Annotated in this window: 25 protein-coding genes and 1 tRNA gene; 21 read left to right on the top strand and 5 right to left on the bottom strand. The window is 59.6% G+C overall.

The window, feature by feature from the left end:
• Positions 1-255 precede the first annotated feature (255 nt).
• From aspS to ACYAR8_RS09590, 15 genes are all read left to right on the top strand, one after another.
• Complete coding sequence (aspS, locus tag ACYAR8_RS09660; RefSeq protein ID WP_074893276.1) at positions 256-2,031, top strand: aspartate--tRNA ligase; 1,776 nt, start codon at positions 256-258, stop codon at positions 2,029-2,031.
• 137 nt (positions 2,032-2,168) lie between these two features.
• Positions 2,169-2,915 carry a YebC/PmpR family DNA-binding transcriptional regulator gene (locus ACYAR8_RS09655; protein WP_463579739.1) on the top strand — a complete coding sequence of 249 codons (747 nt, stop codon included), beginning with the start codon at positions 2,169-2,171 and terminating at the stop codon, positions 2,913-2,915.
• Between the two features lie 124 nt (positions 2,916-3,039).
• The gene (gene ruvC / locus ACYAR8_RS09650) at positions 3,040-3,564 is read left to right on the top strand and encodes a crossover junction endodeoxyribonuclease RuvC (protein ID WP_065989739.1); all 525 of its coding nucleotides are present in this window, start codon (positions 3,040-3,042) and stop codon (positions 3,562-3,564) included.
• A gap of 61 nt (positions 3,565-3,625) precedes the next feature.
• A complete protein-coding gene (gene ruvA / locus ACYAR8_RS09645) occupies positions 3,626-4,234 on the top strand; it encodes a Holliday junction branch migration protein RuvA (protein ID WP_074893272.1) in 609 nt (202 codons plus the stop codon).
• Positions 4,235-5,290, top strand: coding sequence for a Holliday junction branch migration DNA helicase RuvB (gene ruvB / locus ACYAR8_RS09640; RefSeq protein WP_463579738.1), 1,056 nt, complete (start codon positions 4,235-4,237; stop codon positions 5,288-5,290).
• A gap of 137 nt (positions 5,291-5,427) precedes the next feature.
• Positions 5,428-5,898, top strand: coding sequence for a tol-pal system-associated acyl-CoA thioesterase (ybgC, locus tag ACYAR8_RS09635; RefSeq protein ID WP_074893268.1), 471 nt, complete (start codon positions 5,428-5,430; stop codon positions 5,896-5,898).
• Positions 5,888-6,583, top strand: coding sequence for a protein TolQ (gene tolQ / locus ACYAR8_RS09630; protein WP_037014076.1), 696 nt, complete (start codon positions 5,888-5,890; stop codon positions 6,581-6,583). Before ybgC ends, tolQ begins: the two co-directional genes overlap by 11 nt.
• A 14-nt stretch (positions 6,584-6,597) precedes the next feature.
• The gene (tolR, locus tag ACYAR8_RS09625) at positions 6,598-7,062 is read left to right on the top strand and encodes a protein TolR (protein WP_037014073.1); all 465 of its coding nucleotides are present in this window, start codon (positions 6,598-6,600) and stop codon (positions 7,060-7,062) included.
• Complete coding sequence (tolA, locus tag ACYAR8_RS09620; RefSeq protein ID WP_463579737.1) at positions 7,062-8,153, top strand: cell envelope integrity protein TolA; 1,092 nt, start codon at positions 7,062-7,064, stop codon at positions 8,151-8,153. Before tolR ends, tolA begins: the two co-directional genes overlap by 1 nt.
• 17 nt (positions 8,154-8,170) lie before the next feature.
• Positions 8,171-9,451 carry a Tol-Pal system beta propeller repeat protein TolB gene (tolB, locus tag ACYAR8_RS09615; RefSeq protein WP_175514218.1) on the top strand — a complete coding sequence of 427 codons (1,281 nt, stop codon included), beginning with the start codon at positions 8,171-8,173 and terminating at the stop codon, positions 9,449-9,451.
• Positions 9,452-9,504: 53 nt separating this feature from the next.
• A complete protein-coding gene (pal, locus tag ACYAR8_RS09610; RefSeq protein WP_065989719.1) occupies positions 9,505-10,008 on the top strand; it encodes a peptidoglycan-associated lipoprotein Pal in 504 nt (167 codons plus the stop codon).
• Positions 10,009-10,014: 6 nt separating this feature from the next.
• A complete protein-coding gene (gene ybgF, locus ACYAR8_RS09605) occupies positions 10,015-10,833 on the top strand; it encodes a tol-pal system protein YbgF (protein ID WP_463579736.1) in 819 nt (272 codons plus the stop codon).
• 179 nt (positions 10,834-11,012) lie between these two features.
• Positions 11,013-11,660: a 7-carboxy-7-deazaguanine synthase QueE gene (gene queE, locus ACYAR8_RS09600; RefSeq protein ID WP_108120958.1), complete on the top strand. Its 648-nt coding sequence runs from the start codon at positions 11,013-11,015 to the stop codon at positions 11,658-11,660.
• A gap of 15 nt (positions 11,661-11,675) precedes the next feature.
• Positions 11,676-12,350, top strand: coding sequence for a 7-cyano-7-deazaguanine synthase QueC (gene queC / locus ACYAR8_RS09595; RefSeq protein WP_175514217.1), 675 nt, complete (start codon positions 11,676-11,678; stop codon positions 12,348-12,350).
• A gap of 63 nt (positions 12,351-12,413) precedes the next feature.
• Positions 12,414-12,489: transfer RNA gene (locus ACYAR8_RS09590), tRNA-Lys, on the top strand.
• A gap of 104 nt (positions 12,490-12,593) precedes the next feature.
• Here the strand turns inward: ACYAR8_RS09590 and ACYAR8_RS09585 are convergent.
• Positions 12,594-13,631: a hypothetical protein gene (locus ACYAR8_RS09585; protein ID WP_463579735.1), complete on the bottom strand. Its 1,038-nt coding sequence runs from the start codon at positions 13,629-13,631 to the stop codon at positions 12,594-12,596.
• A 183-nt stretch (positions 13,632-13,814) separates the two neighbouring features.
• On the opposite strand from ACYAR8_RS09585, the gene ACYAR8_RS09580 reads away from it, so the two are divergent.
• The 3 genes from ACYAR8_RS09580 (at position 13,815) to ACYAR8_RS09570 (ending at position 18,207) form a co-directional block, all read left to right on the top strand.
• On the top strand, positions 13,815-15,842 hold the full coding sequence (locus tag ACYAR8_RS09580; RefSeq protein WP_463579778.1) for an FIST N-terminal domain-containing protein: 2,028 nt from the start codon (positions 13,815-13,817) through the stop codon (positions 15,840-15,842).
• A 52-nt stretch (positions 15,843-15,894) separates the two neighbouring features.
• Positions 15,895-16,704 (top strand): helix-turn-helix transcriptional regulator, encoded by an 810-nt coding sequence (locus ACYAR8_RS09575; protein ID WP_074890698.1) that lies wholly within the window; start codon positions 15,895-15,897, stop codon positions 16,702-16,704.
• 105 nt (positions 16,705-16,809) lie between these two features.
• Positions 16,810-18,207, top strand: coding sequence for an NAD-dependent succinate-semialdehyde dehydrogenase (locus tag ACYAR8_RS09570; protein WP_463579777.1), 1,398 nt, complete (start codon positions 16,810-16,812; stop codon positions 18,205-18,207).
• A gap of 565 nt (positions 18,208-18,772) precedes the next feature.
• Here ACYAR8_RS09570 and ACYAR8_RS09565 read toward each other — a convergent pair.
• From ACYAR8_RS09565 to ACYAR8_RS09555, 3 genes are all read right to left on the bottom strand, one after another.
• Positions 18,773-19,462: a type 1 glutamine amidotransferase domain-containing protein gene (locus ACYAR8_RS09565; RefSeq protein WP_463579734.1), complete on the bottom strand. Its 690-nt coding sequence runs from the start codon at positions 19,460-19,462 to the stop codon at positions 18,773-18,775.
• 208 nt (positions 19,463-19,670) lie between these two features.
• Positions 19,671-20,273, bottom strand: coding sequence for a TetR/AcrR family transcriptional regulator (locus ACYAR8_RS09560; protein ID WP_074890695.1), 603 nt, complete (start codon positions 20,271-20,273; stop codon positions 19,671-19,673).
• Positions 20,274-20,416: 143 nt separating this feature from the next.
• Positions 20,417-22,276 (bottom strand): ABC transporter ATP-binding protein, encoded by a 1,860-nt coding sequence (locus ACYAR8_RS09555; RefSeq protein WP_463579733.1) that lies wholly within the window; start codon positions 22,274-22,276, stop codon positions 20,417-20,419.
• Positions 22,277-22,536: 260 nt separating this feature from the next.
• Between ACYAR8_RS09555 and nadA the strand changes: the two genes are divergently transcribed.
• Entirely contained in the window at positions 22,537-23,595 is a 1,059-nt protein-coding gene (gene nadA / locus ACYAR8_RS09550) for a quinolinate synthase NadA (protein ID WP_108122127.1), read from the top strand.
• 109 nt (positions 23,596-23,704) lie between these two features.
• Here nadA and ACYAR8_RS09545 read toward each other — a convergent pair whose 3' ends face one another.
• Entirely contained in the window at positions 23,705-25,141 is a 1,437-nt protein-coding gene (locus ACYAR8_RS09545) for a M48 family metallopeptidase (protein ID WP_463579732.1), read from the bottom strand.
• Positions 25,142-25,287: 146 nt separating this feature from the next.
• Here ACYAR8_RS09545 and ACYAR8_RS09540 point away from each other — a divergent pair, with 146 nt between their 5' ends.
• Together ACYAR8_RS09540 and ACYAR8_RS09535 are read left to right on the top strand one after the other, a co-directional pair.
• Complete coding sequence (locus tag ACYAR8_RS09540; protein WP_463579731.1) at positions 25,288-25,539, top strand: sulfurtransferase TusA family protein; 252 nt, start codon at positions 25,288-25,290, stop codon at positions 25,537-25,539.
• A gap of 40 nt (positions 25,540-25,579) precedes the next feature.
• Positions 25,580-26,650: an AI-2E family transporter gene (locus tag ACYAR8_RS09535; RefSeq protein WP_463579730.1), complete on the top strand. Its 1,071-nt coding sequence runs from the start codon at positions 25,580-25,582 to the stop codon at positions 26,648-26,650.
• The last annotated feature ends 48 nt before the right edge of the window (positions 26,651-26,698 follow it).

Raw genomic sequence — 26,698 nt, 5'->3', positions numbered from 1 at the left:
CCAGCGGGCCCGTTGCGACGGGCCTGCATTCGCCGGCGGCAATGCGACATCCACACCGCGCGCCGACATCTTCTTGCCCGGTATCGGGCTGCGCGGCTGCACAGCGATGATTATCCCTATATAATCCCCCGCCTTACTGTGGAAGGCAGGAACTGGCCGTCAGGTCGGACTGCATGCCAAAGCTTGCGCACCCTCGCACCGGCGACGGGCGAAAGCTCCATCGAATTCCGAATTACGAGAAGTGAACACACGATCATGATGCGCAGCCATTATTGCGGCCAACTGAACGAGAGCCTGGAAGGTCAGGAAATTACCCTTTGCGGATGGGTCCATCGCCGTCGCGACCACGGGGGGGTGATTTTCCTCGACATTCGCGATCGTGAAGGCCTGGCCCAGGTGGTTTTCGATCCGGATCGTGCTGACACCTTCGCCATCGCCGACCGTGTTCGCAGCGAATACGTGGTCAAGCTGACCGGTAAGGTGCGCGCGCGTCCTGCCGGCGCGGTCAACCCGAACATGGCGTCGGGCGCGATCGAAGTGCTGGGCTACGAGCTCGAAGTGCTCAACGAGTCGGAAACCCCGCCGTTCCCGCTCAACGAATACTCCGACGTCGGCGAAGAAACGCGCCTGCGTTATCGCTTCATCGATCTGCGTCGTCCTGAGATGGCGGAAAAACTGCGTCTGCGCTCGCGCATCACCTCCAGCATCCGCGGCTTCCTGGATGGCAACGGCTTCCTCGATGTCGAGACGCCGATCCTCACTCGCGCCACACCGGAAGGCGCCCGCGACTATCTGGTTCCAAGCCGAACCCACCCGGGCAGCTTCTTCGCCCTGCCGCAATCGCCTCAGCTGTTCAAACAGCTGCTGATGGTTGCCGGCTTCGACCGTTACTACCAGATCGCCAAGTGCTTCCGCGACGAAGACCTGCGTGCCGATCGTCAGCCTGAATTCACTCAGATCGACATCGAGACCAGCTTCCTCAACGAAGCCGACATCATGGGCATCACCGAGACCATGATCCGCAAGCTCTTCAAGGAAGTGCTGGATGTGGAGTTCGATGACTTCCCGCACATGACCTTCGAAGAAGCCATGCGCCGCTATGGCTCCGACAAGCCAGACTTGCGTAACCCGCTGGAACTCGTCGACGTTGCCGATCAGCTTCAGGCAGTCGACTTCAAGGTGTTCAGCGGTCCTGCGAACGATCCGAAGTGCCGTGTCACGGCGCTGCGCGTTCCTGGCGGCGCAAGCATGCCGCGCAGCAAGATCGACGAATACACCAAGTTCGTCGGCATCTACGGCGCCAAAGGTCTGGCCTACATCAAGGTCAACGAGCGCGCCAAGGGCGTGGAAGGCTTGCAGTCGCCGATCGTCAAGAACATTCCGGAAGCCAACCTCAACGTGATCCTTGATCGCGTGGGTGCAGTGGATGGCGACATCGTGTTCTTCGGCGCAGACAAATTCAAAATCGTCAGCGAAGCACTGGGCGCTCTGCGCATCAAACTGGGCCACGACCTGAGCCTGCTGACCTGCGAGTGGGCCCCTATGTGGGTCGTCGACTTCCCGATGTTCGAAGAAAACGACGACGGCAGCTTCTCCGCGCTGCATCACCCGTTCACTGCGCCGAAATGCACGCCTGAAGAGCTCGAAGCCAACCCGGCCACCGCGCTGTCCCGCGCCTACGACATGGTGCTGAACGGCACTGAGCTGGGCGGCGGTTCGATCCGTATCCATCGCAAGGAAATGCAGCAGGCTGTGTTCCGTCTGTTGGGTATTTCCGAAGACGAACAGCAAGAGAAGTTCGGCTTCCTGCTCGACGCACTGAAGTACGGCGCGCCGCCTCACGGTGGTCTGGCGTTCGGTCTGGATCGTCTGGTCATGCTGATGACTGGCGCTCAGTCCATTCGTGAAGTCATTGCCTTCCCGAAAACCCAGAGTGCTGCTGACGTGATGACTCAGGCGCCGGGCGTGGTTGATGCCAAGGCACTGCGCGAGTTGCACATCCGCCTGCGTGAAACGCCGAAGGCCGAGTAAGCCGTGTAGACAAGGGCTCGGCGGACCGATTCTTGGTCCGCCCTGATCCCCGCCCATACCGGGCACAGATTCGAGTGAAGCGTCTGCGTTTGAGCGATCAAACGCGGGCGTGCGTGTTTCAAGGTTTGGAGCGTGTTATGGCTGGTCATTCCAAGTGGGCGAACATCAAGCACCGCAAAGAGCGTCAGGATGCCAAGAAAGGCAAGATCTTCACCAAGTGGATCCGCGAGCTGACCGTCGCTGCCCGTCAGGGCGGTGGTGATCCTGCGTCGAACCCGCGCTTGCGTCTTGCGCAAGACAAGGCCCTTGGCGCAAACATGAGCCGCGACATCATCGACCGCGCCATCGCTCGCGGTGCCGGCGCCGCCGATGCCGATGACATGGTCGAACTGGGTTATGAAGGCTACGGCCCCGGCGGCGTTGCGGTCATGGTCGAAACCATGACTGATAACCGCAACCGCACCGCAGCTGCCGTGCGCCATGCGTTCAGCAAGTGCGGTGGTAATCTGGGGACTGACGGTTCGGTGTCGTATCTGTTCGAACGCAAGGGGCAGATATCCTTTGCACCGGGCGTTGATGAGAACGCGCTGATCGAAGCTGCAATGGAAGCCGACGCCGACGACGTGGTCAGCCACGAAGACGGCTCCATTGACGTGTTCACCTCGTTCTCCGGTTTTTACGCCGTGCGCAACGCGCTGGAAGCCGCTGGTTTTTCGCCCGCCGACGCGGAAATCGTGATGCAGCCGACCACCAGTGCGGTGCTCGATCTGGACATGGCGGAAAAGGTTCTCAAGCTGATCGATATGCTGGAAGACCTGGACGACGTGCAGAACGTCTATTCCAACGCGGAAATCCCGGACGAGGTACTGGAGCAGCTCGGCTGATCGTTTGTCCCCTCGGAATTGAGGCCGGAGCGCACGAAGCGTTGATGATCAACGCTATCGGCCTCCGGCTTCTGCCTTTATGCTGCGCCCAATTGTTCGCGTTACCTCTCAAGCTGCAGGCGTTATGACTCTTATTTTAGGTATCGACCCCGGTTCACGAATTACCGGCTTTGGCGTGGTGCGTGATACCGGGCGTGGCTGCGAGTACGTGGCCTCGGGCTGCATTCGCACGGGCACAGGCTTGCTCCATGAACGGCTGCAGATTGTTTACCGCGGCGTGCGCGAAGTTATTCAGACGTACGGTCCGGTGACGATGGGCATTGAAAAGGTGTTCATGGCGCGCAACCCGGATTCGGCGTTGAAGCTGGGTCAGGCCCGCGGTGCCGCTATCGTTGCGGGCGCCGAAGAGGGGCTGGAGATCGCCGAGTACACCGCGACTCAGGTCAAGCAGGCGGTTGCCGGAACAGGCGGCGCCAACAAGGATCAGGTGATGATGATGGTGATGCATCTGCTCAAGCTGACTACCAAGCCTCAGGTGGATGCCTCGGATGCATTGGCAATTGCGATGTGTCACGCACATACCCGATCCAGCCTCATCCCTCACGGCCTCAATACCGCGCGCAGTCGTGGCGGTCGTCTGCGGCTCTGATGGCACTATTTGCGTTAGCACGGCCCGTCGCAGCGACGGGCATCTGGAAAGGATTTGATTCGTGATTGGACGTCTACGCGGTACGTTGGTCGAGAAGCAGCCGCCGCATCTGGTACTGGATGTCAACGGCGTGGGTTACGAAGTCGAAGTGCCCATGACCACGCTGTATCGCCTGCCTCATCTGGGCGAAACCGTGACGCTGCATATCCATCTGGTGGTCCGCGAGGACGCGCACCTGCTGTTCGGGTTCTACGAGAAGCGTGACCGCGAGATGTTTCGCGAGCTGATTCGCCTGAACGGGGTAGGGCCGAAACTGGCGCTTGCCCTGATGTCGACGCTGGAAGTCGACGAATTGGTACGCTGTGTCCAGGCACAGGATACCTCCGCGCTGACCCGCGTCCCGGGCGTTGGCAAGAAGACCGCCGAGCGTCTGTTGGTTGAATTGAAGGATCGCTTCAAGGCGTGGGATTCACTGCCAGGTACCTTCGCCCTGGTATCGGACGGGCCGGGCGCGCCCATTGCCGTGGCGACAGCCGAGTCGGATGCGGTCAGCGCCTTGATTTCCCTGGGCTACAAACCCCAGGAAGCGAGCAAGGCAGTGACGGCGATCAAGGACAAGAATCTCAGCAGCGAAGACCTCATTCGCCGCGCACTGAAGGGGATGCTGTAAGTGATAGATGCCGACCGTCTGATCGCCGCCACCGGGCGTGACCGTGACGAGCAGCTGGACCGTGCGATCCGGCCGCTGAGTCTGGCCGACTATATCGGTCAGCCCACCGTACGTGAGCAGATGGAGCTGTTCATCCAGGCGGCGCGCGGGCGCAGTGAAGCGCTGGATCACACGCTGATCTTCGGTCCGCCGGGTCTGGGTAAAACCACACTGGCGCATATCATCGCCCAGGAAATGGGCGTGTCGATCAAGAGCACCTCGGGGCCCGTGCTCGAACGGCCGGGTGATCTTGCGGCCATTCTCACCAATCTTGAGCCGCACGACGTGCTGTTCATCGATGAAATCCACCGCCTGTCCCCCATTGTCGAGGAAGTGCTGTACCCGGCAATGGAAGATTTCCAGCTCGACATCATGATCGGTGAAGGCCCTGCGGCGCGCTCCATCAAGCTTGATCTGCCGCCGTTCACCTTAGTGGGTGCGACCACCCGCGCGGGTATGCTGACCAATCCGCTGCGTGACCGTTTCGGTATCGTGCAGCGTCTTGAGTTCTACAGCACTGCGGATCTGGCAACCATCGTGTCGCGCTCGGCGAAAATTCTCGGGCTGTACATCGAGGACGAAGGCGCATTCGAGATTGCCCGCCGTGCACGGGGTACGCCACGGATCGCCAACCGGTTGCTGCGTCGGGTGCGTGATTTCGCCGAGGTCCGCGCCAAGGGCGAGATTACCAAGGCGATTGCGGACCTCGCGCTGAACCTCCTGGACGTCGATGAGCGCGGTTTCGATCATCAGGACCGGCGCCTGCTGCTGACGATGATCGAGAAGTTCGATGGCGGGCCGGTCGGGGTCGATAACCTCGCGGCGGCGATCAGCGAAGAACGACACACAATTGAAGACGTGCTCGAGCCCTATTTGATCCAGCAAGGCTATATGATGCGCACACCTCGCGGCCGCATGGTCACGCGGCATGCGTATCTGCACTTCGGCCTGAACATCCCCTCGCGGATGGGCGACTGGGCGGTGCTGGATGAACCGGTCGAAGACCCTGATGAATAAATGCACAATCGACCGATTTATTCGGGTGATTGAGGGTCTGAAGGGCAGTCACCGCTAAGTGATGTGACGCAGGCAGTAAAAACGATGCAAAACAGTTGCCTGGCCGGATTGGCAACCTGAGGAGTAAGCACTAGAGTATGCGCGCGCAAAACGGGGCTCAGTCGTTCGCACATCGTTGTCGCGTTTATTACGAAGACACCGATGCCGGCGGCATCGTTTACTACGTCAATTACCTGAAATTCATGGAGCGGGCTCGGACCGAGCGACTGCGGGAACTGGGCTTTGCCCAATCCGCAATGGCGGGTATCGAGAACCTGTTGTTCGTCGTGCATTCAAGCGAGGCTCGGTATCACAAGCCCGCGCGGCTGGACGACGAACTGCTGATCAGCGCCGAAGTAATCGAATTGAACCGCGCCAGCCTGCGCTTCCAGCAACAGGTCAGGCGGGCTGCGGATGATGTGCTGCTCTGTGAAGGGCAGTTTTTAGTGGCGTGTGTGCGCGCCGACAGTTTGAAACCCCGGGCCATTCCCGAAGCTCTGCGCACGGCCTTTGCCGGGCAGGGCGGCGCGGGTACACATTCAGAGCAGGAGATACAGCGTGGAAGCTAACGTCGTCGACCATTCCTCCATGTGGAGTTTGGTCAGCAATGCCAGCGTGGTTGTGCAGTTGGTGATGCTGATCCTGGTGGCCGCCTCGGTCACCTCGTGGATCATGATTTTTCAGCGCAGCGCCATGCTGCGCGCCGGTCGTCGGGCATTGGACAGCTTCGAGGAGCGCTTCTGGTCAGGTATCGACTTGTCCAAGCTCTACCGTCAGGCCGGCAGCAATCCGGACCCGGACTCCGGCGTAGAGCAGATCTTCCGCGCGGGCTTCAAGGAATTTTCCCGTCTGCGTCAGCAGGCGGGTGTTGATCCGGACGCGGTCATGGAAGGTGTTGCACGTGCGATGCGCGTTGCCATCTCCCGTGAAGAAGAAAAGCTCGAGCAGAGCCTGCCGTTCCTGGCAACCGTGGGTTCCACCAGCCCGTACATCGGTCTGTTCGGTACCGTGTGGGGGATCATGAACTCCTTCCGCGGCCTGGCCACTGCGCAGCAAGCCACCCTGGCAACCGTTGCACCGGGTATCGCCGAAGCGCTGATCGCCACCGCCATCGGCCTGTTCGCCGCGATTCCTGCGGTCATCGCTTACAACCGTTTCGCCGCTCGTGGCGAGAACCTGATCGGTCGTTACTACACATTCGCCGACGAGTTCCAGGCGATCCTGCACCGTAAAGTGCACACCAGCGAAGAATAAGCAGGTATTTCCCAATGGCTTTAATCGCTCGCGGCCGACGCAACAAGCGCAAGCCGGTCGCCGAAATGAACGTGGTGCCGTACATCGACGTGATGCTGGTGCTGCTGGTCATCTTCATGGTGACGGCTCCGATGATCAACCAGGGCGTGAAAGTTGATCTGCCCAAGGTCTCCAGCGAGGCTTTGCCGCAGGACAACAACAATCAGGTCCTGACGATCTCGATCAAGGCTGACAAGACCTACTACTGGAACCTTGGCAGCGAAGTCGACACCGACAAGCAAATGGACAAGGCGATGACCTTGCCGCAACTGACCAGCGCAGTGACCAAAATCATTGCCGCCGGTCGTGACGCGGGCAAGCAGACTCAAGTGTTCATCCGTGGCGACAAGACGGTCGACTACGGCGCCGTCATGGGTACGATGGGCGGGTTGCAGAAGGCCGGGGTCGGGAACGTTGGTTTGATTACCGAGGCCCCCTGATGCAGCCGATTCGAGAGCCGTCCGCCTCGGAAAGCTACTTCTGGCCGTCCGTCTGGGCGGTGGGACTGCACGTCCTGATTTTTGGTTTGTTGTTCGTCAGCTTCGCAATGACGCCCGAGCTTCCTGAAGCCAGGCCGATCGTTCAGGCCACGCTCTATCAGTTGAAATCAAAAAGTCAGGCAACCACCCAGACCAACCAGAAGCTGGCCGGTGAGGCAAAGAAATCCGCTGCGCGACAAACCGAAGTCGAGCAGATGGAGCAGAAAAAAGTTGAGCAAGAGGCCGTGAAGGCGGCGGAACAAAAGAAAGCCGATAGCGCTCAAAAAGCCGAAGAGCAAAAGGCCGAGGAAGCCAAGAAAGCTGACGACGCCAAAAAAGCCGATGACGCTAAAAAAGCTGCGGACGACGCCAAGAAGGCCGAAGCGAAAAAAGCGGATGACGCGAAGAAAACCGCTGAAGAGAAACAATTGGCTGATATAGCCAAGAAGAAAGCCGAAGACGACGCGAAGAAGAAAGCCGAGGAAGACGCCAAGCGCGCGGCAGCCGAGGAAGCCAAGAAACAGGCTGCCGAGGACGCCAAGAAGCAGGCTGCAGACGACGCCAAGAAAAAGGCTGCCGAAGACGCGAAGAAGAAAGCGGCTGAGGATGCCAAGAAGAAGGCGACCGAGGACGCGAAGAAGAAGGCACAGGACGCTGCTCGCAAATCAGCGGAAGACAAGAAGGCGCAAGCACTGGCCGACCTGCTTTCCGACAAGCCGGAACGCCAACAGGCGCTGGCCGATGAGCGTGGCGACGAAGTGGCCGGCAGCTTCGATGACTTGATTCGCTCTCGGGCGGCTGAAGGCTGGGCACGTCCACCTTCTGCGCGCAAGGGCATGACGGTTGTCTTGCAGATCAACATGTTGCCGGACGGCACCCTGACTTCGGTCAACGTGAGCAAGTCCAGCGGCGATGGTCCTTTCGACAGTTCAGCAGTAGCGGCGGTCAAGAATATTGGTCGTTTGACAGAGATGCAGGGGATGAAGCCTTCGGACTTCGCACCTTACCGTTCATTCAAGATGACATTCACACCTGAGGACCTAGCCTTGTGATTAACCTTCTTCGAGGAATGCTTGTCGTTCTGTGTTGCGCAGCGGGTTTCGCCGCTGCCGACGAAAAGAACATTCTGGTAACAAGCGGCAGTGACCGGGCCACGCCTATCGCGGTCGTGCCGTTCGGCTTGCAGGGCGGCAGCGTGCTGCCGGAAGACATGGCCAAGATCATTGGCAACGACCTGCAGAACTCGGGCTACTACTCGCCGATTCCAAAGGAAAACATGATCAGCCAGCCGAGCCAGGCCAGCGAAGTCATATTCCGTGACTGGAAAGCGCTGGGTGCCCAGTACGTCATGGTTGGCAGCATCGTTCCTTCGGGCGGTCGCCTTCAGGTTCAGTACGCGCTGTTCAACGTAGCCACAGAACAACAGGTTCTGACCGGCAACGTTTCGGGCACCACCGACCAGCTGCGTGACATGTCGCACTACATTGCCGACCAGTCGTTCGAAAAGCTGACCGGCATCAAGGGCGCGTTTTCGACCCGCATGCTGTACGTGACGGCTGAACGTTTCTCGACTGACAACACGCGCTACACCTTGCAGCGTTCGGACTACGACGGCGCCCGCGCGGTGACGTTGCTGCAATCCCGCGAGCCGATCCTGTCGCCTCGCTTTGCGCCGGACGGCAAGCGTATTGCCTATGTGTCGTTTGAACAGAAGCGCCCACGCATCTTCGTTCAGCACATCGACACCGGTCGTCGCGAGCAGATCACCAACTTCGAAGGCCTGAACGGCGCGCCTGCGTGGTCACCGGACGGCACTAAGCTGGCCATGGTCTTGTCGAAAGATGGCAACCCGGAAATCTATGTGATGAATCTGGCGTCGCGTCAATTGTCGCGAGTGACCAACGATTCTTCCATTGATACAGAACCGTTCTTCGGTAAAGACGGCTCCACGCTTTATTTCACGTCTGACCGCGGCGGCAAGCCACAAATCTATAAAACCAATATTAATGGCGGAGGGGCAGAGCGCGTTACTTTCATCGGTAACTACAATGCCAACCCTAAGTTATCGGCGGATGAAAAGACTCTGGTGATGATCCATCGTCAAGATGGCTTCACTAACTTCAAGGTGGCGGCTCAGGATTTGCAGCGCGGTAGCGTAAAAATCCTCACAGACAGCAACCTTGATGAGTCGCCTACTGTTGCGCCTAACGGCACCATGGTAATCTACGCCACCCGCCAGCAGGGCCGGGGAGTCTTGATGCTCGTGTCCATTAATGGACGCGTAAGGCTCCCGCTTCCTACCGCTCAAGGCGAAGTCAGAGAACCTTCCTGGTCCCCTTACCTGAACTGACGCGGCGCTTTACGTTGTACTTAACACACTTGGGGTTCATTAGGAGTTTTACGATGGAAATGCTGAAGTTTGGTAAATTTGCTGCGCTGGCTCTGGCCATGGCTGTAGCTGTAGGTTGCTCGTCCAAAGGCGGCGACAATGCCGGTGCTGGCGGCGCTGCTGTAGATCCTAACGCTGGTTACGGCGCTAACTCTGGCGCTGTTGATGGCAGCCTGAGCGAAGAAGCTGCTCTGCGCGCTATCACTACTTTCTACTTCGAATACGACAGTTCTGACCTGAAACCAGAAGCCATGCGCGCTCTGGACGTTCACGCCAAAGACCTGAAAGCCAACGGCGCTCGCGTAGTTCTGGAAGGCAACACCGACGAACGCGGTACTCGCGAATACAACCTGGCACTGGGCGAGCGTCGTGCGAAAGCCGTTCAACGCTACCTGGTTCTGCAAGGCGTTTCGCCAGCTCAGCTGGAACTCGTTTCCTACGGTGAAGAGCGTCCAGTTGCTACCGGTAACGACGAGCAATCGTGGGCTCAAAACCGTCGCGTCGAACTGCGTAAGTAATTTGACATGCGAACGTGCCGACGTGCTTTAACCGTTTTGGCTCTCACCCTTCCTCTTGCAGCGATGGGTGCGGTTCCTGTGGTCGATGACAACTCTGGCTCTGCTGGTAGCAGTTATCCGCCATCGGGTTATGGTACGTCTGGCGCCTACGCCGGAGGTGCGGCTACGGCCGCGCCTTCGGCGCAAGGTCAGCTGTTCATGCAATTGCAGCAAATGCAGGACGAAATTTCGCGCTTGCGCGGAATAGTGGAAGTCCAGCAGAACGATATCCAGCAGATGAAGCAAGAAGCGCTGGATCGCTACAAAGATCTCGACTCCCGTATCGGAGCTGGCGGCGCATCTGCCCCATCAGCTGCCAACAATTCTGCTTCCGACGGCGGCACCAGTGCCGGCGGAGCACCCGCGTCACAATCCGCTCAAGCGCCCCAGGCGAGCAGCGAGCCTGGTGACCCAGCGAAAGAAAAGCTCTACTACGACGCTGCTTTCGACTTGATCAAAGCGAAGGATTTCGACAAGGCCAGTCAGGCCTTTGCGGCATTCCTGCGCAAATACCCGAACAGCCAGTACGCGGGCAATGCCCAATACTGGTTGGGCGAAGTGAATCTGGCCAAAGGCGACCTTCAAGGTGCCGGTCAGGCCTTTGCAAAGGTCAGTCAGCTCTACCCAAAGCACGCCAAAGTGCCTGACTCCCTTTACAAGCTGGCGGACGTCGAACGTCGTCTGGGTCACACCGACAAAGTGAAGGGCATCCTTCAGCAAGTCGTTGCTCAGTATCCAGGCACTTCGGCCGCTCAGTTGGCTCAGCGGGACCTGCAGCGTCTCTGATTACCAGGTAATCTGACCGCTGATTCAAGAAAGCCGCGCATTGCGCGGCTTTCTTCGTTAGAATTCCGCCCCCGAAATTCCGGTATTGATTACGCTTCTGTGGATTCTGCGTGTGCAGGGTGTACAGAAGTGCCTGACGGAGGCGGATGGCCTGTTTAGCCGTTACGCCCGTGGCCCCTATGCAAGACACATTACGCATCACCGAAGTTTTCTACTCTCTACAGGGTGAAACACGAACCGCAGGCTTGCCTACGGTTTTCGTGCGTCTCACCGGCTGCCCTTTGCGTTGCGGTTACTGCGACAGCGAATACGCTTTCACTGGCGGAACGATCCAGACCCTCGACTCATTGATGGAGCAGGTTGCCAGCTACCGTCCGCGATATGTTTGCGTTACGGGGGGCGAGCCCTTGGCTCAGCCGAACGCCATTCCTTTGCTTCAGCGGCTGTGTGACGCGGGCTACGAGGTTTCTCTAGAGACCAGCGGCGCGCTGGACATCTCGAAAGTCGATCCCCGTGTGAGCCGCGTCGTCGACCTGAAAACCCCGGGTTCAAAAGAGGTGGCGCGCAATCGATACGAAAATATCGAGCTGCTCACGCCTAACGACCAGATCAAATTCGTCATTTGTTCGCGGGAAGATTACGACTGGGCCGTCTCGAAGATCATTCAGTACGGTCTGGACCGGCGCGCCGGCGAAGTTCTGTTTTCCCCTGTCCACCGCGATCTCAACGTCAGAGACCTGGCTGACTGGATCGTTGCCGACAACCTCCCGGTGCGTCTGCAGTTGCAGCTGCATAAAATCCTCTGGAACGACGAGCCGGGGCGCTGAATGAGTGAGCAATCGATGACTGAGAAAAGAGCAGTAATCCTGCTGTCTGGCGGGCTGGATTCGGCCACCGTGGTGGCGATGGCCAAGGCTGATGGCTTCAGCTGTTACACCATGAGCTTTGACTACGGGCAACGGCATCGCGCCGAGTTGCAGGCGGCGGAGCGTGTGGCGGCAGACATGGGTGTGGTCGAGCACAAGGTGATCGGCCTTAACCTCAACGGCATCGGCGGGTCTGCGCTGACTGACAGCAGCATCGCTGTACCTGAGACGCAGGGCGAAGGCATTCCGGTGACCTACGTGCCGGCGCGCAATACCGTTTTTCTCTCTCTCGCGCTGGGCTGGGCTGAAGTGCTCGGTGCCCGGGACATCTTCATCGGCGTCAACGCGGTGGATTACTCTGGCTACCCGGATTGCCGTCCGGAATTCGTCGAGTCGTTCGAGCGCATGGCCAATCTCGCCACCAAGGCTGGCGTTGAAGGGCAGGGCTTCACGATACAGGCGCCGCTGCAAATGCTGAGCAAGGCCGATATTGTCAAAGCCGGTACGCGTCTGGGTGTGGATTACGGGTTGACGGTTTCCTGCTATCAGGCCGACGAGCAGGGACGTGCGTGCGGAAAATGCGACAGCTGCCGCTTGCGCGCTGAGGGCTTCGCGGCGGCGGGTGTGACGGACCCGACGCGTTATTTTTAAATTATTTTCGCTTGGGTGTTGAATTACTGTGAAATATCAGTAATATACGCGCCACAACGAAGCGGGTCGTTAGCTCAGTTGGTAGAGCAGTTGGCTTTTAACCAATTGGTCGTAGGTTCGAATCCCACACGACCCACCATTTCGAAAATCTGGAAGGCCCATGAAAATGCGGATTTCCAGATTTTTTTTTGCCTGCCGGAAAGGTAGCGGGTCGGGTGGACTCAATAAGTCAGCGCACTCGCCTCAGGCCTTGCCGAACACCACGTCCAGGGACATCGAGTCCGTATGGCGCATTGGGTTATTGCCCTCGCCCAGGGTGTCGTCATTCGGATGCTGATAGGTCATTCCAGTGCCCAGTTCTTTGGTCAGGAAATCGCCCCCCTGCTTCATCTTGTCCGTGGACCCGTCGTACCATCCGGCGATGGTCTTGTTCCCGGCGGAGTCGAGCGTAGTAATGCTGTCAGGGGCTTTATCAGCGACACTTTGCTTGTCACCGACTTCAAAGCCTTTGCCGTCGGTGGCATGAATCGCCGCGTTGCGGCCATCAATGTCGCTGGTATTGATGAAACCGTTGTAGAACTCCAGGCGGCTCGCATCAGGCTTGTAGTTGCCCTGCGCATCGGCTTGTTTGAGCAGCCCCGTCGTGTCTGCCTCGTACTTCATGGTCCCTTTTTGCCCAGGCTCCAGTGACAATTCACCTACCAGCTTTTCATTTTTGTCGAACTGGCCAATCTTTATCGCATGGTCTTGCGTATTGGTGATATTGAGCGCGTAAGGGCCACTGCCAGCGGTGGCCGCGTCGCCCACAGCGCTATTCTTGCCTACGGACTCAGGCGCAGTTGTCGCCGCCGGTGCAGCCTGAGCAGCTGCCTGTTGGGGCGCAGCGTTCGCAGCCATAGGCTGACCAAGGTTTGAACCTGTCGCCGACTGGCCTTGAGGTGACGCGCCGCTTCCTTGAGAGGAAGCACCTGTATCGCTCCGACTTTGCTGCATGAATTGAGTGAGCGCCTGCATTATTTGCTCGACCAGGTTACGTATCACTGCAGCAAGATCTTGTTCGGCGGGGTTGGCCGCACGCTCGTTGGCGCTCACTCGGCTGTCACTGACTTGTGGCGATTGGCCGCCGAAGTTCACCGACTGCGCACCGGCACCGGGCGACCCACCGAAATCGATTCCTCCGCCCGCTTGCCGCTGATCAGCGAAACGCCCTTGGGGCGAGCCATAATCACTGTTGTCTAAGCTAAAGCCCTGATCAACAGGCCCAGTCACCTTCATCGACATACGTCACCCGCTCTGGATTCTCTAGCGCTTGTGTGGCCCCTGAGCCGGTTTGGTTCCGTCATCCCTGGCCAACCGACCAATGCCCCTCATCAACACTTCAGTCGCCTCGCCCACAGCCGATACAAAGAAAAGCTGCTGTGTATGCACGCATGCGCTCAGCGATCCTTTCCAGTGAGCCAAATGATGAACCCATTGAACCTCTTCAATCGATCCCGTGCCCATCGCCATGAAGCGATCAGCATCAATTGCACCGGTGGCGAACTGGAAGGTGCCTTGGCAGGCGTGCGTTCAGTTCCCGTTCTGGTGACGGGTTTCGTTTCTCCGCATCTGGACATCGACCAAATCGCCGCGCGCATCAAGCAGCGCTTTCCCGACAGCGCGCTCAGCCTGTGCACCACGTCCGGCGAGCTGTGCAACAGTGCGACCGGTTTGTATTGTGCGACTGGCGATCGTTGGGACCGCATCGTCCTGCAGCTCTTCGAGCACAGCGTGATTGCATCAGCCGAAGTGGTGATGGTGCCGCTGGAGTGCGAAGACATCCGCAGCGGCGGCAAGCGCATGGAGATGCGCGAGCGTATCGAAAAGCTGGTCAACAACATCAAGCGCGCGCAGGTCAGCACGGCCATCGACCACCGCGACACCCTGGCGTATGTAGTGTTCGACGGCTTGTCGGCGTCCGAATCGTTTTTCATGGAAGCGCTTTACGAGTCCGGTCGCTTTCCCTGCCTCTTTGTAGGAGGCTCGGCCGGCGGCAAGTCGGATTTCAAGAAGACGCTGATCCACGACGGCAAGCGCAGCTATCAGAATCATGCGCAGATTGTCTTCATCAAGACCGCCGCCGACATACGTTTTGGCGTGTTCAAAAGTCAGAACTTCAAACCCGCCGGGCTGACCTTTAGCGTCCTGACCGCGTCTGTCGAAGACCGCACCATCGACCAGGTGATCGACAGCAAGGGCAACATCATGAGCATGGTGCAGGCCCTGTGTAACGCCTTCGACTGCGATGCTCAAGCCCTGGAAAAGAACCTCGCGGATTACTCCTTCGCCATTCGCGTGGGCAGCGAGTTGTTCGTGCGATCGATCGCGCGCATCGACCATGCACAGCAAATCATTCAGCTTTTCTGCGACGTGGCCCCCGGCGAAGAACTGGTGATGGTCAAGCGCACCCCCTTGCGCGAAGCCACCCAGGTGGATTACGAGCAATTCCTCCGTGGCAAGGGCGGTCAGCCCGTCGCGGCAATCCTCAACGACTGCATCCTGCGTCGGGCCAACAACGGCAAGGACCTGGGCAGCATGACCGGATTGTTCGGTAACGTGCCGGTGGTGGGGTTCTCGACCTTCGGCGAAATTCTCGGCCTGAACCTGAACCAGACGCTCACGGCGATCTTTTTCTTCCGGGTGGCGAAGGGCGCTTCGTTCACCGACGAGTACGTCGACCGTTTCATCGCTCACTACGGAGAGTTCAAGGCGTTCTTTCTGCGCCGTCAGTTGAAGAAGATGGTGGGTTTGAACCACGTCATCGTGAAGCAGATCGAGGCGTTCAAGCTCAACGATTTCAACAATGCGCTGGATACTCGGGGGCTGGATACCAAAGTTTTGCCTGTGTTCGAGGGCCTTGCCGCACTGGGTCGGGTCCTTGCCCAGGCCGGGCAGCAGCAGGAAGAGATGTCCACGCAAATCAAGCACTACTCCGGCGAGCTGCACCTGTCGATGGACGATCTGGCCGGCACGATTGACCAGCAGAACACCGTCTCGACAAACGCTGGCAACACCGTTGTAGCGCTGGTCAGTCAGGCGGACGAAGCGGTGGTCGGCGCCCGAGCCCTCGCGGAATCGAGCCTGCGCATCCAGTCCATCGTGCAGGTGATTCAGCAGATCGCCGGCCAGACCAACCTGCTGGCGCTCAACGCTGCGATCGAGGCCGCGCGGGCAGGGGACCTGGGCCGAGGCTTCGCCGTGGTCGCCGACGAAGTGCGCAAGCTGGCGGAAATCACCCGCAAGAACGCAGCGGAGATTGGCGTCGACATCGACCTGCTCTCCAGCGAGATCCAGCGGGTGGCGCAGCAGATCGAGGACCAGTCAACCGGCGTCGGCGCACTGCGCGAAATGCTCGATTCTCTGGAACACTCGAACCAGGCCACCGAAGGCACGGCGCGGCGCACTAAAGCCATCGCCGATACCTTGACCGGCTTGACCCACGCCAGGCCTTGACCCACGATGCCGGTTTTCCGCGATCAACCAAAACGCGGACCACGAGCGAGTTATGGCTAAAAGACCTTCTATAGAGCAGCGGCGTGAGTTCGGCAATTTCCTGTCCAGCCGGCGGGCACGCCTTGATCCGAAGGACTTCGGTCTGCCGGAAGGGCCGCGGCGCACGCCCGGATTGCGCCGCGAAGAAGTAGCGGCGCTCGCCGGGGTCAGCGTCAGTTGGTACACCTGGCTTGAACAGGGCCGCGACATACAGCCCTCGCCGGACGCCCTGCAACGGATATCCAAGGTCCTCAAGCTCGATCGTGTGGAGTCCGCTCACCTCTACGCGCTTTCCGCACTGGAAGTGCCGGCTGCCGCGACCGGCGGCGGTGTAACCGACGGCCTGGAAATGCTGGTGCGCGCGATAAACCCCATTCCGGCGTATGTGCGCAACGCCCGACTCGACATTCTGGTGTGGAACGACGCCATCGCCGAGCTGTTCGTCGACTACGGTTCGTTGCAGCCCCACGAGCGCAACACGCTGCGTCTGCTGTTTCTGTACATCCCCTACCGAACCATCATCCTCGACTGGGAGCAGATGGCGCGGGGCATGATCAGTGCCTTTCGGGCATCGCGGGCGCTGGCCCAGGACAAGGCACCGTTCGACAGCCTGATCGAAGAGCTCTCGGCCCTGAGCCCGGAGTTCAAAGAGTGGTGGCAGGACACCGAGGTCAAAGGTTTCGAAGAGGGCCGCAAGCGGCTGCTGCACCCTATCAGCGGCCATATCGATTTCACCTACGTCGCGCTGACGCCTGAGGGGCGGCCGGACCTGTCGCTGGTGACTTACATTCCCCGCCACACTGCCTATGACTCACGGTCATAGGATAACAACACGCCTTCCGGGCTTTTTCGGGCTTGCCTAGAGTGGCGGTCATCGCAGCGCCTATTTGCTGCACCGATCGCTAACGAGGTAATCACGATGTCTGACCTGAGCCCGATTTACACCGCAAACGTCGCCACATCACGCAACCCGGCCACCGGTGAGCTGATCGCCACTTACCCCTTCCAGACCCAAACCGACGTCGAGCAGTTGCTGGATGTGAACGCTGCGGCCTTTCGTCTGTGGCGCGCCACGCCGATGGGCGAGCGCGTGGCGGCCTATCGCCGTCTGGCGGACACCCTGCGTGAGCGGTCGGAATCCTTCGCTGCACTGATCACCGCTGAAATGGGCAAGACCCTGGCGGCGGCCCGTGGAGAAGTGGAGAAGTGCGCAGCCACCCTTGAATGGATTGCCGACAACGGCCCGGCGATTCTTGCCGATGAACCCGTCAATGTAGGCAGCGACGACGAAGTCCATGTTTCCTTCCTGCCGATCGGCACCGTGCTGGCGGTCATGCCCTGGAATTTCCCGCTGTGGCAGGTGATTCGTGCCTCCGGGCCGATCATGCTGTCGGGCAACGGCTTCATGCTCAAGCACGCGCCGAACGTCATGGGCTCGGCCTATGCGCTGCAAGAAGCCTATGAGGCAGCGGGCTTTCCCAAAGGTCTGTTCACCAATCTCATCGCTGACAACGACACCGTGGCCCGCACCATTGAAGACCCGCGCATTGCCGCCGTCACCCTGACGGGCAGTATGCGTGCAGGTTCTGCCGTGGCAGCCACCGCAGGCAAGGCACTCAAGAAGAGCCTGCTGGAGCTGGGCGGTTCGGACGCCTTTATTGTGCTGGCCGATGCGAACATCGATCTTGCGGTGAAAGCCGCCGTTGAAGCGCGTTTCCAGAACGCCGGCCAGGTCTGTCTGGCGGCCAAGCGATTCATTCTTGAGGCGCCGATCGCCGAGCAATTCACCCGTCAATTCGTTGCGGCGGTCGAACAACTGAAAGTCGGTAATCCGCTGGACAGCGCCATCAATGTCGGCCCGATGGCCCGCGCTGATCTGCGCGATGAGCTGGATGGTCAGGTTCAACGCACACTTGCAGCCGGCGCGACGTTGCTGCTCGGCGGGAAGAAAATCGACGGTCCCGGCAACTTCTACGCGCCTACCGTGCTGGCCGATGTGAAGCCAGGCATGGCCGCATTCGACGAAGAAACGTTCGGGCCGGTGGCCGCGATCACCATTGCCGCCAATGCCGAAGAGGCGATCGTACTGGCCAACACCAGTGACTATGGATTGGGCGGCAGCCTGTGGACTCAGGACATCCCGCGCGCGCAACGCATCGCCCGCCGTCTGGAAACCGGTGGCGTGTTCATCAACGGATTCCCGGCCACCAATGCGCGGATTCCGGTGGGAGGCGTCAAAAAGAGTGGCTATGGTCGCGAACTGTCCCACTTCGGGCTACGCGAATTCACCAACGCCCAGGCGGTGTGGGCCAAACGTGTTGACTGAGATTCAGTGAGCAGTATCAGCATGGGAGAAGCTCTGTAACCGCCCCATGCTGCAAAAAAAGCCGTCGCACCTGCGACGGCTTTTTCATGCCTGCCATTTGGGAGTGCGCTTCCGGGGTCAGCCGATCGGGTGCAGGTCGGCGGGTGCCAAACCCCAGCTCCCAGGGCTAAACCCTAACGCCGAAACGTCCAGCAGGTCGCCGGCGCCAAGCCTGAAGCCGTTGTTGAGGTTCACGCTGGACGGCCTCGTGCTGTCGTTCACAACGCTGTCGGTGAGGTATTCGAGGGCAAGGGTATCGCGGGCGCTGCTGCTGAGTATGTCGTCCGCAACTGCTCACCCGTCACAACGAGCATTGTGAGCGTTCCTCAATGCCTGCCATTGGCGAGCTAGACCCGTCACCGCAGTGTTTGTTGGGTTACTCGCATCCGCCCAGAAACGACAAAGCCCGACATAGAGTCGGGCCTGGGGTTGGGTTGAATCCGTTCATTACCAGTTCATGGTCGTGATCTCAGTGAAAAGGAGAAAGGCAGGGAGGGGTGCGAACACCCCTCCCTCCTGGCAGTGATCAGGCCGATTTGTGTTGCAGTGCCTTGATCAGCACGTCTGCCGCAGGGCCGGACGAAGCAGGGTTCTGGCCGGTAATCAGCAGACCATCGGTGAGGACATACGAGCCCCAGTCCGGACCTTGGGAGTAGACGCCGCCCAGTGATTTCAGCTCGTCTTCCACCAGGAAAGGCACCACGTTGGTCAGGCCGACCGCTTCTTCTTCGCTGTTGGTAAAGCCGGTGACCTTCTTGCCTTTAACCAGCGGGGTGCCGTCGGCGTTCTTGACGTGGCGCAGCACGCCAGGGGCGTGACAGACGACAGCGACGGGCTTGCCGGCGGCGATGAACGATTCGATGAGCTGGACAGAGTTTTTGTCTTCAGCCAGATCCCACAGAGGGCCATGGCCGCCTGGATAGAACACAGCGTCGAAATCTGCTTGAGACACGCTGTCCAAGCGGACGGTGTTGGCGAGCTGAGCAGTGGCCTTTTCGTCTTTTTCGAAACGACGGGTCAGGTCGGTCTGGGAGTCAGGCTCGTTGCTCTTCGGGTCCAGCGGAGGTTGACCGCCTTGTGGCGACGCCAGAACGATCTCGGCGTTGATGTCGCTGAACGCGTAGTAGGGCGCGGCCAGTTCTTCCAGCCAGAAGCCGGTAGGACGGCCGGTGTTGCCAAGGGTGTCGTGGGAAGTCAGAACCATAAGCACTTTCATCGGGCATATTCCTTGGGACGGGTTAAAGTAGATACACCTTAGACTTGAGTAGACCAGTCGTCTAGGATTATTTTCAAATTATTTCAGGAGGCTGTTTGAACGCTACTCAACAGTTGCAAAGTTATAAAGCCGGTCAGAACAGACCGGCCGGCGCTATACAGAAGAGGCGCGAGGCCACAGAGAGCGGCGGGACATGGCAGTGCGCCGATCAGGCAAGCCGCAGAATCACGCGTGTTGTTTCCATGGCCGTCTGAAACGGCGCGAGGCTTCTTTCGATCTTGACCATCACGCTGGCGCCGACCCACAACTGGTACAGGCTTTGTGCAACGGCATAGGGGTTCTCGCAGGCGGGCAGCGAGCCGTCGGCAACGGCAGCCTCGATCGCGCTGCCGAGCCGGTCGGTAATCCCGGCCGTGCCGCGCTTGAGAACAGCGCGCATCGCTTCCGAAAGATCAGCCACTTCCACGCCAAGCTTCACGGCGAGGCATTTGCCCTGACATTCCTGAAACGACTGCGTGTCTTGCCAGACGCGCCAGTAATTCATCAGCCGCTCACCCATGGGCAGGCCGGGCTCGCCGAGGATACGATCGATGTCAGCGAGGTAGTCGTCGAAGTAATGCTCAAGCAACGCCTCGCCGAAGGCATCCTTGGAACCGAAGTAATGGTAGAAGGAGCCTTTCGGCACGCCCGCAGCAGCCAGAATTTCGTTCAGGCCGACGCCGGAATACCCCTTGGCGGCCATGATGCGCTGGCCGACGTCGAGGATGCCTTGACGGACATCAGATGAACCACGTGTATGAGGAGTATTCATAGCGTCGGAGAATACATCCTAGTAAGTCGGTCTACTAGGAGATTCTGATAGGCGAGGATGTCGTGTATCGGCAGGGCCCGCAGTGACACGACGGCTTTGCCACAGAGCCGCCGTGTCGCTGCGGATATACCGCGAGTCTGCCGCTATACCTGATCCACCGCCTCAGGCACGCCCTGATCCTCGCCCAGAAACCCGCCGCTCTGGTGATGCCACAACCGCGCATACGTGCCGTTCTTGTTGAGCAGTTCAGCGTGGGTGCCCTGTTCGATGATGCGCCCGTCGTCCATCACGATGAGCCGGTCCATGGCCGCAATCGTCGACAGCCGGTGGGCGATGGCAATGACGGTTTTGCCTTTCATCATTTCGTCGAGGCTTTCCTGAATGGCCACTTCGACTTCCGAATCCAGGGCGCTGGTCGCTTCGTCCAGCAGCAAAATCGGCGCGTTCTTCAGCATCACCCGGGCAATGGCAACCCGCTGGCGCTGGCCGCCCGACAGCTTGATACCGCGTTCGCCGACCAGCGTGTCGTAGCCGCTATGGCCATGCTTGTCGCTGAGCTGACTGATGAAGCCATCCGCCTGGGCGTTAACCGCCGCGGTGTGGATTTCCTCATCGGTGGCATCGGGTCGACCATAGGCAATGTTGTCGCGAATGGACCGATGAAGCAGCGACGTATCCTGAGTCACCATGCCGATGGCGCTGCGCAGGCTGTCTTGCGTGACCTGCCTGATGTTCTGACCATCGATGCGAATTTCGCCGCTGTCCACGTCATAGAAGCGCAGCAGCAGGTTGATCAGCGTGGATTTGCCAGCGCCTGAACGGCCGACCAGTCCGATCTTCTCGCCCGGCCGGATGGCCAGGTCCAAACCCTCCAGCACCTGGCGCTCGCCGTTGTAGTTGAAGCTGACGTTGTCGAAGGTCACCGCACCTCCAGTGGTTTTCAGCGCGGTTGCATCCGGGGCGTCCTGTACTTTCGGGCCCTGAGTCAGGGTTGCCATGCCGTCTTGCACCGTGCCGATGTTCTCGAACAGCGAGGTCATCTGCCACATGATCCAGTGGGACATGCCATTGATGCGCAGCGCCATCGCGGTAATCGCTGCCACCGCGCCAGTGCCGACGTCACCCTGATGCCACAGCCACAGGGCGTAACCGCCGGCGCCCAGAATCAACGCAACGACCAGCGCCTGATTGACGATTTCGAACTGGCTCACCAGCCGCATCTGGCGGAAGCCGGTCTGCTTGAAGTCCTCCATCGCTGCGCGCGCAAACTGCGCTTCGCGTTTGGAGTGGGAGAACAGTTTCACCGTGGTGATGTTGGTGTAGGCGTCGGAGATCCGCCCGGTCATCGACGACCGTGCGTTGGCCTGTTCCTGACCGACTTTGCCCAGGCGCGGCACGAAGTACAGCATGGCCAGCCCGAACAACACGATCCAGGCAAGGAACGGCAGCATCAGCTTCAACGCGAAGCCGCCGGCCAGCGCGATGATCGCGATGAAGTAAACGCCGATGCCGGGCGCGATTTCGATCAGGGTGAACAGCACGTCCCGCACCGCCAGCGCGGTCTGCATGACCTTGGTGGTCACCCGACCGGAGAACTCATCGGAAAAGAACGACAGGCTTTGCCGCAGCATCAGGCGGTGAAAGTCCCAGCGCAGCCGCAACGGCAGGTTGATCGCCAGTATCTGGTGCTGGACCATCGTGCGCATGGCCACCAGACCGATACTGACCACCAGCAAAATGCCGATGCCCCACAGCGCCCGGCTTTCTTCGCCTGCGGTGGCGCCTCCGTCCTTCCAGGTCGACAGCAGATCAACCACTTGCCCAAGGAACGAGAAAAGCCAGGCTTCGTAAATCGACACGCAGGCGCCGAGCACCGCAAGGGCGAGGATGTAGCCACGCGCACCCCGGGTGCAGGCCCACAGAAAACGCGCCAGACCCACAGGCGGCGGCGGTGCTTCATCGGGTGGGAAGGGATCGAGCCGTCGTTCAAATACGCGCAGCATGAGGGTCTCCAAAACTGTCCAGTGACACAGATTCTGCCATTGAATGGCGGGCTTGAGGGTTTCGGTGCTTTTTTTGCTGACTCGTTCCAACCGTTGCGAACCTGTTTTTGCGATGTCCTGCGCTTGATGTGATGGCGATGGAGCTAACATTGACAGCGGGGACTGCCGGTAAGTGATCGCTCAACAGATCCCGTGCTAACTTCCCGGCCGTTTTCCATCATGCGGACCTTCTGTCCGTACGCGCATTCAGGTCCATCGACATGACACACATCTCCGAACGCCTCCTGGTCCAAGCGCACCTGGACGCCAAACAGCCCAAAATCCTGACCCCGGAGGAGGAAGCGGAATATCGCTGCCTGATCGCCGCCGAGCTTAAGGCCCAGGACGCTGTGCTGGTGGCGCACTACTACTGCGATCCGGTGATTCAGGCACTGGCGGAAGAAACCGGCGGTTGCGTCTCGGATTCTCTGGAGATGGCGCGTTTCGGCAAAAACCATCCGGCGAAAACCGTGCTGGTCGCCGGGGTGCGTTTCATGGGTGAAACCGCAAAAATCCTGACCCCCGAAAAACGCATCCTGATGCCGACCCTCGAAGCGACCTGCTCGCTGGACCTCGGCTGCCCGGTCGACGAGTTTGCTGCGTTCTGCGATCAGCACCCCGAGCGCACCGTGGTGGTTTACGCCAACACATCCGCCGCCGTAAAAGCCCGTGCCGACTGGGTAGTGACGTCCAGTTGTGCGCTGGAGATCGTTGAAAGCCTCATGGACAACGGCGAGAAAATCATCTGGGCGCCCGACAAGCATCTGGGCCGTTACATTCAGCGTGAGACCGGGGCGGACATGCTGTTGTGGGACGGCGCCTGCATCGTGCATGAAGAGTTCAAGTCCCGGCAGCTAGAGGACATGAAGGCCTTGTATCCGGATGCGGCCATTCTGGTTCATCCCGAATCGCCCGAGTCGGTGATCGACCTGGCCGATGCTGTAGGCTCGACCAGCCAGTTGATCAAGGCGGCGCAAACACTGCCGAACACCACCTTCATCGTCGCCACCGACCGAGGCATCTTCTACAAGATGCAGCAGCTGTGCCCCGATAAGGTCTTCATCGAGGCGCCTACCGCTGGCAACGGCGCGGCATGCCGCAGTTGCGCCCATTGCCCGTGGATGGCGATGAACACCTTGGCACGCACGCTTGAATGCCTGCGTGAAGGCACTAACGAGATCTTCGTTGACCCGGCGGTCATCCCTCACGCCGTCCGGCCGTTGCAGCGCATGCTCGACTTTACCCAAGCGGCACGCATGAAAGCTTCGGGGAATGCTTGAATAAAAGCGGTTAGCCGCAAGCTTCAAGCTTCAAGCTTCAAGCTTCAAGCGGAAAGCCGATTGGCTGCGTTCCAGCTTGCAGCTTATGGCTTGCCGCTTGCAGCTGACCTCAATTCATCATGTCCTTCACCGCCCGCTCCTGAGCGATGATTTCCTGCTGCCGCGCGTCGATGCGTGAGGCCAGCTGGAAGTTGTTGTTAGCGCGGCGCTTGGCGAATTCAAGCTGCTGGATCGCCTGTTTGAAATCGCCCATCAGCGCGAAATATTCCGCACGGGCCTGATGCAGGCCGATGGTGTTGCCCGACAGGCCGCGGGTGTCAGCCACCTGATTCCAGATGTCTGGATCGTCGGGGCGGCTCTTCAACAGAATCTCCAGAGACTTCAATGCCTCGGGCGCCTTGGACTGCTTGAGCAGAACGTCGACTTTCGCTTGATTCAGCGGGTAGTTGTCCGGATACAGGTTCAGCATTCGGTCCACCCGCTGTTGAGCATCGGGCAGGCGATTGTTGGAGATGTCCAGGTTCACGGCGGCGAGGTTGTAGGGAATGTTATCCGGGGCCTTGTCGAGCAAGGGCTTCAGTGTTTCGCGACCCTCATTCAGCTGACCCGCCTTAGTCTGGGCGAGCGCCAGACCGTAGCGAGCAGCGTCGTTTTTCGGGTTCTCGGCCAGTTGCGCACGGAAACGCTTGGCGGCCATGCCGGGGGTTTCTTCGTAGATCAGCACGGTGCGCGCGCGCATCAGTTGATACGCAGGGCTGTCTTCCTTGCCGCCGGGCTTGGCCTGCTCGGCGCGGTTGCGGGTGTCGGCGATACGGGATTCGGTCACCGGGTGGCTCATCAGGAATTCCGGTGGCTTGGCGTCATAGCGATACTGGCGTGCCAGACGCTCGAACATGGTGGGCATGTTGCGCGGGTCGTAGCCTGCCTTTTCCAGGTTGAGGATGCCGATGCGGTCCGCTTCCGATTCATTCTGCCGGGAGAATCTTGCCTGCTCCTGAATTGCAGCGGCCTGGGTGCCGGCGATCGCAGCAATCCCCGCATCGCCTGCGCCCGCTGCGGCCATGACGATGCCGGCAAGCATTGCTGCCATCACCGGCACTTGCATACGCTGTTGCGCCTGTACGCCGCGGGCGAAGTGCCTTTGCGACAGGTGAGCCAGTTCGTGGGCGAGGACCGCAGCGTACTCGCCTTCGGTTTCGGCGTGGAGGAACAACCCGCCGTTGACCCCGATGATCCCGCCGGGCGCGGCAAAGGCGTTGATCTCCGGCGTGTTGATCAGAATGAATTCGAGACGGCGGTCCTGCACCTGGCTGGTTTCGGCGAGTCGGTAGACCGAGGACTCGACGTAGTCCTTGAGCAGCGGGTCGGACAGCTGCGCCACTTCAGAGCGCAACAGCCCTAGCCAGGCACGCCCCAGGTCATGTTCCTGCTGCGGAGAAACGATGGATGAACTCGCGTCGCCGAGGGAGGGCAGGTCGTCTTCTGCGAAGCTCGGCGCTGCCAGCAGGCATGCGAGGGTCAGCAGCGTGGGGCGCAAAAAATTCATGCACGAAACTCTGGGGCAGAAAGGCGTCACTGTAGCTGGCTCAATGGCTTGCTGACCAGAGTGGGGTATTCTGGAAAACTTGTAAGAATGTTCTTCCGCCGCTTTGCTTTTATGCGAGGGCGGATGTGTCTACCCGGAGAGAAACGATGTCTGACGCTTTAGGACACCCCGCAGCCTGCGATGCAGAGCTGGACGCCAGTGGCCTCAACTGCCCGCTACCCTTGCTCAAGGCCAAGATGGAGCTCAACCGTCTGGCCAGTGGCGCGGTGCTCAAAGTGACTGCGACGGATGCAGGATCGCAGCGCGACTTCCGTACATTCGCAAAGCTGGCCGGCCATGTGCTGCTGCACGAAGAAAACGCTGACGGCATTTATCGGTATTGGCTGCGTAAGGCCTGAGCATTTCTGACCCCTCGCAACCCCCCCCTTAGGATTCTTGATGTTCAAAGTGCTTCGCGACTGGATACAGCGCTACTTTTCCGACGAGGAAGCGGTGGTGCTGGCGGTGCTGTTGGTTCTCGGATTTACCGTTGTTCTCACCCTCGGCGGCATGCTCGCGCCGGTGCTGGCCGGCCTGGTGCTCGCATTTCTGATGCAAGGGCTGGTCAACCTGCTCGAACGTCTGCGGGTCCCGGAAGGTGGCGCAGTGGGGCTGGTGTTCGCTTTATTCATGGGGGCGCTGGCGCTGTTTCTGCTGGTGCTCGTGCCGTTGCTGTGGCACCAGCTCATCACCTTGTTCAACGAATTGCCCGGCATGCTCGCCAAGTGGCAGTCGCTGCTGTTGCTGCTGCCGGAGCGCTATCCGCATCTTGTGTCGGACGAGCAGGTCTTGCAGGCCATCGAAGTGGCTCGCGGTGAGGTCGGAAAATTCGGCCAATGGGCGCTGACGTTTTCCCTGTCCAGCCTGCCGCTGTTGGTCAACATGATGATCTACCTGGTGCTGGTGCCGATCCTGGTGTTCTTCTTCCTCAAGGATCGTCGGATGATCAGCCGCTGGGCGAGGGGTTATCTGCCCCGCGAACGCACGCTGATTACCCATGTGGCCGAGGAAATGAACCGACAGATCGCCAACTACATTCGTGGCAAGGTCATCGAGATCTTCATCTGCGGCGGGGTGACGTACATCGCCTTCGTGACCATGGGCCTGAATTACTCGGCGTTGCTGGCGATGCTGGTGGGGATTTCGGTGGTGGTGCCGTACGTAGGCGCTGTGGTGGTGACCGTGCCGGTGGCATTCATCGCGCTGTTCCAGTGGGGCTGGAGCGATCAGTTCATTTATCTGATGGCGGTCTACGGCATCATCCAGACCCTGGACGGCAACGTGCTGGTGCCGCTGCTGTTCTCCCAGACCGTTAGCCTGCACCCGGTGGCAATCATCTGCGCCGTCCTGTTGTTCGGCGGTCTGTGGGGGTTCTGGGGGATTTTCTTTGCGATTCCGCTGGCGACCCTTTTCAAGGCTGTGCTAGATGCGTGGCCACGGAACGAACCGACGGTGGCGCCGTTGTTATAGGCGTTGCCTTGCTTTTGTAGGAGTGAGCTTGCTCGCGACCGGGTTCGT

The sequence above is a fragment of the Pseudomonas sp. HP_01 genome (genome assembly GCF_055284355.1).
Note: the sequence above shows the minus strand (reverse complement) of the source record. Positions and strands in the feature narration are given on the sequence as shown.

Coding starts and splice junctions, on each gene's coding strand:
- ACYAR8_RS09540 (WP_463579731.1), top strand. CDS start 25,288: ATGTCTGACGCTTTAGGACACCCCGCAGCCTGCGATGCAGAGCTGGAC.
- ybgF (WP_463579736.1), top strand. CDS start 10,015: ATGCGAACGTGCCGACGTGCTTTAACCGTTTTGGCTCTCACCCTTCCT.
- pal (WP_065989719.1), top strand. CDS start 9,505: ATGGAAATGCTGAAGTTTGGTAAATTTGCTGCGCTGGCTCTGGCCATG.
- ACYAR8_RS09545 (WP_463579732.1), bottom strand. CDS start 25,141: ATGAATTTTTTGCGCCCCACGCTGCTGACCCTCGCATGCCTGCTGGCA.
- ACYAR8_RS09555 (WP_463579733.1), bottom strand. CDS start 22,276: ATGCTGCGCGTATTTGAACGACGGCTCGATCCCTTCCCACCCGATGAA.
- ybgC (WP_074893268.1), top strand. CDS start 5,428: ATGCGCGCGCAAAACGGGGCTCAGTCGTTCGCACATCGTTGTCGCGTT.
- ACYAR8_RS09565 (WP_463579734.1), bottom strand. CDS start 19,462: ATGAAAGTGCTTATGGTTCTGACTTCCCACGACACCCTTGGCAACACC.
- ACYAR8_RS09535 (WP_463579730.1), top strand. CDS start 25,580: ATGTTCAAAGTGCTTCGCGACTGGATACAGCGCTACTTTTCCGACGAG.
- queE (WP_108120958.1), top strand. CDS start 11,013: ATGCAAGACACATTACGCATCACCGAAGTTTTCTACTCTCTACAGGGT.
- ruvC (WP_065989739.1), top strand. CDS start 3,040: ATGACTCTTATTTTAGGTATCGACCCCGGTTCACGAATTACCGGCTTT.
- nadA (WP_108122127.1), top strand. CDS start 22,537: ATGACACACATCTCCGAACGCCTCCTGGTCCAAGCGCACCTGGACGCC.
- ACYAR8_RS09585 (WP_463579735.1), bottom strand. CDS start 13,631: ATGTCGATGAAGGTGACTGGGCCTGTTGATCAGGGCTTTAGCTTAGAC.
- tolR (WP_037014073.1), top strand. CDS start 6,598: ATGGCTTTAATCGCTCGCGGCCGACGCAACAAGCGCAAGCCGGTCGCC.
- ACYAR8_RS09655 (WP_463579739.1), top strand. CDS start 2,169: ATGGCTGGTCATTCCAAGTGGGCGAACATCAAGCACCGCAAAGAGCGT.
- ACYAR8_RS09575 (WP_074890698.1), top strand. CDS start 15,895: ATGGCTAAAAGACCTTCTATAGAGCAGCGGCGTGAGTTCGGCAATTTC.
- aspS (WP_074893276.1), top strand. CDS start 256: ATGATGCGCAGCCATTATTGCGGCCAACTGAACGAGAGCCTGGAAGGT.
- tolA (WP_463579737.1), top strand. CDS start 7,062: ATGCAGCCGATTCGAGAGCCGTCCGCCTCGGAAAGCTACTTCTGGCCG.
- ACYAR8_RS09580 (WP_463579778.1), top strand. CDS start 13,815: ATGAACCCATTGAACCTCTTCAATCGATCCCGTGCCCATCGCCATGAA.
- tolB (WP_175514218.1), top strand. CDS start 8,171: ATGCTTGTCGTTCTGTGTTGCGCAGCGGGTTTCGCCGCTGCCGACGAA.
- queC (WP_175514217.1), top strand. CDS start 11,676: ATGACTGAGAAAAGAGCAGTAATCCTGCTGTCTGGCGGGCTGGATTCG.
- ACYAR8_RS09560 (WP_074890695.1), bottom strand. CDS start 20,273: ATGAATACTCCTCATACACGTGGTTCATCTGATGTCCGTCAAGGCATC.